5 protein-coding genes and 1 rRNA gene are annotated in these 6,936 nt (G+C 43.1%); 1 reads left to right on the top strand and 5 read right to left on the bottom strand.

The window, feature by feature from the left end:
- From ACXAH2_RS12505 to ACXAH2_RS12485, 5 genes are all read right to left on the bottom strand, one after another.
- Positions 1–299, bottom strand: a 16S ribosomal RNA gene (locus ACXAH2_RS12505); the annotation flags it as partial.
- A gap of 363 nt (positions 300–662) precedes the next feature.
- Positions 663–1,466: an ABC transporter permease gene (locus ACXAH2_RS12500; protein ID WP_475078924.1), complete on the bottom strand. Its 804-nt coding sequence runs from the start codon at positions 1,464–1,466 to the stop codon at positions 663–665.
- Entirely contained in the window at positions 1,463–2,350 is an 888-nt protein-coding gene (locus ACXAH2_RS12495; protein WP_475078922.1) for an ABC transporter permease, read from the bottom strand. The genes ACXAH2_RS12500 and ACXAH2_RS12495 overlap by 4 nt, the downstream gene beginning before the upstream one ends.
- A complete protein-coding gene (locus ACXAH2_RS12490) occupies positions 2,343–3,428 on the bottom strand; it encodes an ABC transporter ATP-binding protein (protein ID WP_475078921.1) in 1,086 nt (361 codons plus the stop codon). The genes ACXAH2_RS12495 and ACXAH2_RS12490 overlap by 8 nt, the downstream gene beginning before the upstream one ends.
- Before the next feature lie 79 nt (positions 3,429–3,507).
- Entirely contained in the window at positions 3,508–4,620 is a 1,113-nt protein-coding gene (locus ACXAH2_RS12485; protein ID WP_475078919.1) for an extracellular solute-binding protein, read from the bottom strand.
- Between the two features lie 435 nt (positions 4,621–5,055).
- On the opposite strand from ACXAH2_RS12485, the gene ACXAH2_RS12480 reads away from it, so the two are divergent.
- On the top strand, positions 5,056–6,936 hold the full coding sequence (locus ACXAH2_RS12480; protein ID WP_475078918.1) for a methyl-accepting chemotaxis protein: 1,881 nt from the start codon (positions 5,056–5,058) through the stop codon (positions 6,934–6,936).

The following is a 6,936-nucleotide window of genomic DNA, read 5'->3' as shown; positions in this document are numbered from 1 at the left end:
CTCTCAGACCAGTTAGAGATCGTCGCCTTGGTAGGCCTTTACCCCACCAACTAGCTAATCTCACGCAGGCTCATCTAATAGCGGAAGGTCCGAAGATCCCCTCCTTTCCCCAATAGGGCGTATGCGGTATTAGCATGCGTTTCCACATGTTGTCCCCCTCTACTAGGCAGATTCCTACGCGTTACTCACCCGTCCGCCGCTCGTCGGCAAGAAGCAAGCTTCTCCCGTTACCGCTCGACTTGCATGTGTTAAGCCTGCCGCCAGCGTTCAATCTGAGCCATGATCAAACTCTTCAGTTAAAAAAGCTTGCTCACTCAAATCTCGAAACACTAACAATTACTTAATAAAGCGAATTGACGTGTTAGACTCTCATGAGACTTCAATTTCTTTTTGAAGCCCCAGCGAGCGCCCACACAAATTATCTGATTATCTATTTTAAAGAGCGTGCTGACTTGTTTTGGTGTCGCTTCGTTGTTCTGAAGTACACCCCGTGTCAGCGAGGGCGTATATTAAGGATCTACAGATTTAGTGCAACCTCTTTTTTCGTTTTTTTAAGGTTTTGGTTAAGTTTTTTGTTTTCTGTATAAAGAACATACAAAAAGACCTGTTATCTCTCGATAACAGGTCTTTTTTGATCTTTCAGACTTCCATTTATCAGGTAATCAAGACTCGCTAGCGTTAGCCGCCTCTTTACGACGCTTCCATTCGTAAACCACAGCCAACAAAATAGTGATAGTAATCATTACTAAACCTAAAGCGTTCACTGCTGGCGTCAAACCTGTTCGCACTTTAGACGCAATGTAAACCGTCAACGTTGTGTCGTAACCTTTTACAAATAAGGTTGTGTTGTAGTTTTCAAACGATTGTAAAAACGCAATGGCCGCCGCAGAAAAAATTGCGGGCTTAAGGTAAGGCAGAAGAATACGACGAAACGCTTGCCACTGTGTTGCACCCAAACTCAATGCAGCATTTTCCAATGTACGATCAAAACGTTGTAAGCGCGCCAGTACCATCAGCATGACATAAGCAGCAATAAAGGTGGTTTGTGCAATCACAGTCAAAAAGACACCACCACTAACAGACAAGCCTTTCCAGAAGATCAATGTAGAGATGCCCACAATAACACCTGGTGTTAATAGTGGCGACATCATCAGTGAATAAAGGAAGGTCTTACCTTTGCCTTGTACTGTAGACAAGAACAGCGCACAACAGATACCAATTGGCACAGCTACTACCAAGACACCTGCAGCAACGATAATACTGGTCCACAAAGCCTGCCACATAGCGCCATCTTGCGCCAAGGCATCAAACCATTTTAAGGTGGCACCTCGCCATGGGGAAACCGTTGGAAAACGGCTGTCATTAAAGGTCGCCAAGCCCATGATAATAAGCGGCGTGAATAGATATAAGAAAAATATTCCGATATAAAAGCGAACACCAAATCGCATAATGCTTTCTGAATTCATCGTGCAATATCTCCTAAGCCCACTTTAAACACACGCATCACTAAAGCAATAAATCCAATGCAGATAATCAACAACAAGAAAGCATAGGCAGCGCCTTGATTCCAGTTACCTCCTTCGAAGAACCAGTTATAAATGATCTGTGTAAACCAGCGGCTACCAGGAGAACCTAATAAGGCGGGAACAGCATAACTACCCGCTGCTAACATGAAGGTCATGATGCAACCTGTTGCGATACCTGGCTTAGCGTGTGGAATAATGACCCGCCAGTGAGTTCTAATCCAACCCGCCCCCAAGTTACGCGCCGCTTTAATTTGGTTCGTATCCAAACTTTCAATCGCGTTATAGATAGGGAAGATCATAAACAGGATGTAGGCGTACACCATACCGATCAAGACACCACCATCACCCGATAAGAAACGAATAGGTCGGTCAATCAAACCCAAACCTAACAATGCGGCATTTAAGGGTCCTTTGTAAGCTAGAATAATGTACCAAGAAAAGGTTCTTAGAATTTCATTAATCCAGAAAGGAATCACCAACAATAGCAGACACAACGCGGCTTTTTGCGGTGTCGCTACTTTGGCAAGGTAATAAGCAATTGGATAACTGACCATGAGTGTAAGCACAGTAACCAAAACACTAGACCAGATGGTTTTAAAGAAGATTTTCAAGTGGATTTGATTACTGAACAGGGTCTCATAGTTTACTAAAGAATAACCATCCTTCGGCCCACCCACTTCTGCTGGCAGCAAATTTGGACGAAACGAATAATCCACCATCAGCAATTGCGGCAGTATCACCAAGGCAATCAGCCAAATGGCAATCATACCTATGATACCAACCGCTAGCCCACTGCCGAAGCGGGCGGTGAGTTGATTAAACATCACTACCCCCAATAACCAAGGCATCCTCAATTTGGTAAGACAAGGTCAATGCCGCGCCTTTGGTTAAGGAATCATCATATTGATGCGCCCCTAATTGAATATTCAGATTCTGCTGCTGAGAAGCTTTAGTCAAGGTACTTAGCGTTAAATAAGCCCCTTCAAAGTTAACTTCCTCAATTTCTACCGCAATACTTTGCATACCTTCTTCTGCTTCAAGTCTAAAGTGCTCTGGTCGAATAAATAAGGTAGCGTCATCACCCACCGATACAGATGATTGCACACGACCCTTTAATAGCCCCTGTTCACCACAACGAATAGTGGCAATACCATTTTCAATCTGTTCTACCTTGCCTTGCAGCGCATTATTCTCACCAACAAAGGAAGCGACAAACGCCGTCTTTGGATCGCGATATAAAGTAATAGGATCAGCCACTTGCTGAATACGACCGGCAGACATAACGGCAACTCGATCTGACATAGTTAGTGCTTCACCTTGGTCATGAGTAATGTAGATGAAGGTAATACCGGTTTTACGCTGGATCTCTTTTAGCTCCGTGCGCATGTGTTGACGTAACTTTAAGTCCAATGCAGAAAGCGGCTCATCTAATAACAAGACTTGAGGTTCAACTGCCAAGGCACGTGCGATGGCGATACGCTGTTTTTGACCGCCAGATAATTCTGAAACTTTCTTGTGGCCACTGCCTTCTAGTGCCACCAATTCAAGTAAGCGATCAGATGTTTTCTTGCGCTCACTTTTTGAAACACCACGGACTTCCAGTCCAAACTCTATGTTTTCTGCCACTGTCATCAATGGGAACAAGGCGAGATTTTGAAAAATCATTGAGGTTGGGCGTTTGTTTGCTGGCACACCAGCCATATCTTGCCCGCCAATTTTGACGCAGCCTTTAGTTGGATCAAGAAAGCCACTGATCATGTTCAAAATAGTGGTCTTACCACAACCGGAAGGGCCTAAAAAACTAAAAAACTCACCCGACTCAATTTTTAAGTCGGACTTTTGAATGGCCGTAAAATCACCAAATTGCATTACGACATTGTCTAAATGAACACTACTATCCATTGGTTCTCTCAAATGTTAATCATTAATGTAAAAAGCCCCTCGGGAGACAAATCTCTCCCGAGGGGCTTTAGCAAATCACTTAGGCAGATAAGTAACGGTCTTGATATTCGTTACGCAGTGCCACATACCAAGGCTCTTGGATAGGCCACCACCATAGGTTAGCAAGATCTTGCTGAGTATAAGAGTCTTTGAAGAACTGCTTAGTCGCTTCAGGTAGCAAGTCAGCCGCACCTTTTGAAGTCGAGTTGTAGCCAGTTGCCTTAACAAACATGGCTCCCGCTTCTGGTGTGTAGTACCAGTTAATGAACTCGTAAACCGAATCCACATTGTTAGCATTTTTAGGAATGACGAAGCCTTCCATCCAAGCCAACGCACCTTCTTTTGGCGCACCGTACGCAACTGGCTCACCTTCAGACTTCAGTTTGAATGCTGTACTGTCCCAAGTCTGACCAATCACCGCACCATTGGCACGGAACGCACCTTGCGCTTCGTTTTCTGTCGACCAGAACTGAGCGATAGACGCCTTGTTTTCAACCGCCACTTTTAGAATCACATCGAAGTTAGCACGCATGGCTTTTTCATTTTTGTAAGACTCTAGAAGTGGGTAAGGCAATTTACCCGCTTTTTCTAACCACAAACCAATGCCAACTAGAGCGGAATGGCCACGTACTGTCACACCACCAGCATTCTCAGGCTTCCATAGGTCACCGTAACTTAGGTTGTTTGGGTCAACATCTGCATATTGTGTGTTATAAGTAATGGCTTCTGTACCCCAATCCGATGGTGCAAAGTAACGTTTGCCATTCACAATACCACCAACATCAGAACCTTCTAGAGCACTTTCAAGGCAGCCGCTCCAATTGACACGCTTTACATCCAGAGGCTGGATTAGGTCGTAGTCAACATAACCTGGTACACGGTCAACAGTTGGCATAATAATGTCAAACCCCGTACCGTCGGTCGCACGCAATGAGTTCATTAGCTCATCATTTGTACCATAGGGTGTAAAGGTAGCATTAATACCTGTTTTGGCTTTGAAGTCCGCTAACATTTCATCCGTGATGTAGCCAGCCCACGCATAAATACGTAGTTCTTTATTAGCTGCAATAGCGCGATTGATTGAAAATGGCGTAGCCGCAACGGCACCTGCAATAGAGGCACCTTTTACAAACTGACGACGTGAAAGGGTCATGCTCGAGCTCCTTTTTCATTAGTTGTTGTCATATTATCAAAACGGAAATAACACAAAAGTTCAACAATTATTAAACGCGCGTTTAATAATACTGCTAATCTAACCTGTTATCGTGACTATTCAGTGACGATGTAAGTTATTGTGAAAAATAGCAATAAAAAATAGCTATCTTGATGCGCCCTGTGTCGTATCCAATCATTTTTGTGTCGCTATCAATTTATTGATTTTAGGCCATCCAAAAAACATTTCATGCTCGTCACCTTCTTCTCTTTCTCTCCAGTCACAAAACGGTAACAGAATAAATTTAGTCTGACCGCCTCACGTAATGTTTTGTAAATAGGCCACTAATTGAAAATATCCAACGTCACGCGAACTACGACAATAAGTTACCTCATTATTGCTGTCATGCTGATTGTCTTATTAATATGGAGCTTAATGAAGTTCCGCAGTGCATTTTCGGAAAGTAATTCATACGCACAGGTATGGGAATATTCTGCTATTGATTTAAAACAACAAATTGAAAGTTATTTATCTTCAGGTGAAGCATCAAAATTGCAATCCGCTCAAGAATTTATTCAAATGCAAATTAACCCAACCCTGAACGCCCTGCCTACGCAAATTAAAGAACCTATCCAAGCATCATTGACTGAAATTTTGAACAGTTTGGGATCAGACGTTAGAGCGGCGGGTAAACTAGCAGGCAGTCCTTTTGCTTTAATAGAAAATAATGAACTACAAACCTTACTCTCATTGGATGCAATGGCAGATAAAATAGCGAAATACAAAGAAAAAAATGGACTAACTCAGGCCGCTCCTTACTTAGCCAGTCAAGCCTATTTATACGCGGATTTGGCGCATGTCAGCGGTGCTAAAGACGAATATCTAGCTAATACAACCGAGGAAAACCTCGAACGACTGCGACAAGCACTAGATGACTTTAAAAGCCATATTGCAGAATTTAATGCCTTACCAATTCTTGACCTAGAAGGCGATCAAGACACTAACGCCGAAGACGATTTGTCTGCTTTGATGGGCTGGGCTTCCGAAGAAAATGATGAAACGACAGATCCATTAGAAGAGGTCAAAAGTGAACTCAACACCTGGTCGAACCGTTATTTAAAAGACGTCAGTTCCAGTTTGGCTGGCATACAACAAGCGACTGCGGCACAAATGAAAATCCGCGGCCTAATTGAGCAACTTGAAAGCACATTAAAAGCAGGTACCAGTAGCATTCAACAAAGTGCGGAAAATACGCAACTACAAACTCTAATTGCTTTTTCACTTTTTGTCTTACTCATGGTTATCACCACAATATCAGTACACCTATTCACTAATAAGGTCGTGGTAAAAAGTGCTAAAGATCTATACAACGCGGTTAAAGAATTGGTTGAACATCAAAATATCCAGACCCTTAAAGTGGGTAAAACCAAAAATGAGTTATCTGATGTAGCGCACTACCTCAACCGCTATTTAGAGCAAGTCAGCGTGCAGAAACAACAAAGAGATACAGAGCTAAATAATATCTCAGTATCTCTAAATGAAATGCTTAATGCCTTTGCGCAAGTGCATGAAATAAGCGTTAATTCCAAACAAGAATTGGACAATACACTGGGTATGTCAAACCAAGTCGAAGTCTTGGCCAACAAAGCCGAAGTTCGTGCACAAGAAGTGGCAAATTACGCGCAAGAAACCAACACAGCTATGACACACAGTGTCGACCAAGCGGCTTCTCTTGTCAAAGCCAATGAAATTACCGTCGACCGCCTTAATAGCAGTCAACATGCCCTTAACAATCTTGAAAACTCGGTTTTAAGTGCTTCGACCATTGTTGGTGGCATCAAAGATATATCGGAACAAACCAATTTATTGGCACTAAATGCAGCAATAGAAGCGGCTCGAGCAGGAGAACATGGAAGAGGGTTCGCCGTTGTGGCATCGGAAGTAAGAAGCTTATCGAATCGAACTCAACAGTCTCTGGAAGAGATTACACAAATTTTTGCTTCACTTACTCACGCCACTGGCAAGCTCAAGACCAACCTACAATTAATCGAAAAGTCTTCAACCGAGCAAATCAGCCTGACACAAGCTTTAGGACAGTCCGCACAAGATGTCTTGGAAAAATCTCAACAATCGACTCATTTAGCCAATAAAGCCACAGGCTATGCTGCAGAGCAAAAAGTAGGCATGAGCAATTTAAATAACGCCGTTAGCAACATTCGCGAACAAGCTAATGAATCAGAAGCCTTTATGTCTCGCGTGACGGACAATATCAAACAGAAAATTCAAGATATTACCACCACACTGGGTATTCACTGA

The sequence above is a fragment of the Marinomonas sp. ABL3_031 genome (assembly GCF_056161265.1).
Note: the sequence above shows the minus strand (reverse complement) of the source record. Positions and strands in the feature narration are given on the sequence as shown.

Bases quoted from the DNA above. Each gene is read 5' to 3' on its own strand.
- ACXAH2_RS12500 (WP_475078924.1), bottom strand. From the start codon at position 1,466: ATGAATTCAGAAAGCATTATGCGATTTGGTGTTCGCTTTTATATCGGA.
- ACXAH2_RS12495 (WP_475078922.1), bottom strand. From the start codon at position 2,350: ATGTTTAATCAACTCACCGCCCGCTTCGGCAGTGGGCTAGCGGTTGGT.
- ACXAH2_RS12490 (WP_475078921.1), bottom strand. From the start codon at position 3,428: ATGGATAGTAGTGTTCATTTAGACAATGTCGTAATGCAATTTGGTGAT.
- ACXAH2_RS12485 (WP_475078919.1), bottom strand. From the start codon at position 4,620: ATGACCCTTTCACGTCGTCAGTTTGTAAAAGGTGCCTCTATTGCAGGT.
- ACXAH2_RS12480 (WP_475078918.1), top strand. From the start codon at position 5,056: ATGAAGTTCCGCAGTGCATTTTCGGAAAGTAATTCATACGCACAGGTA.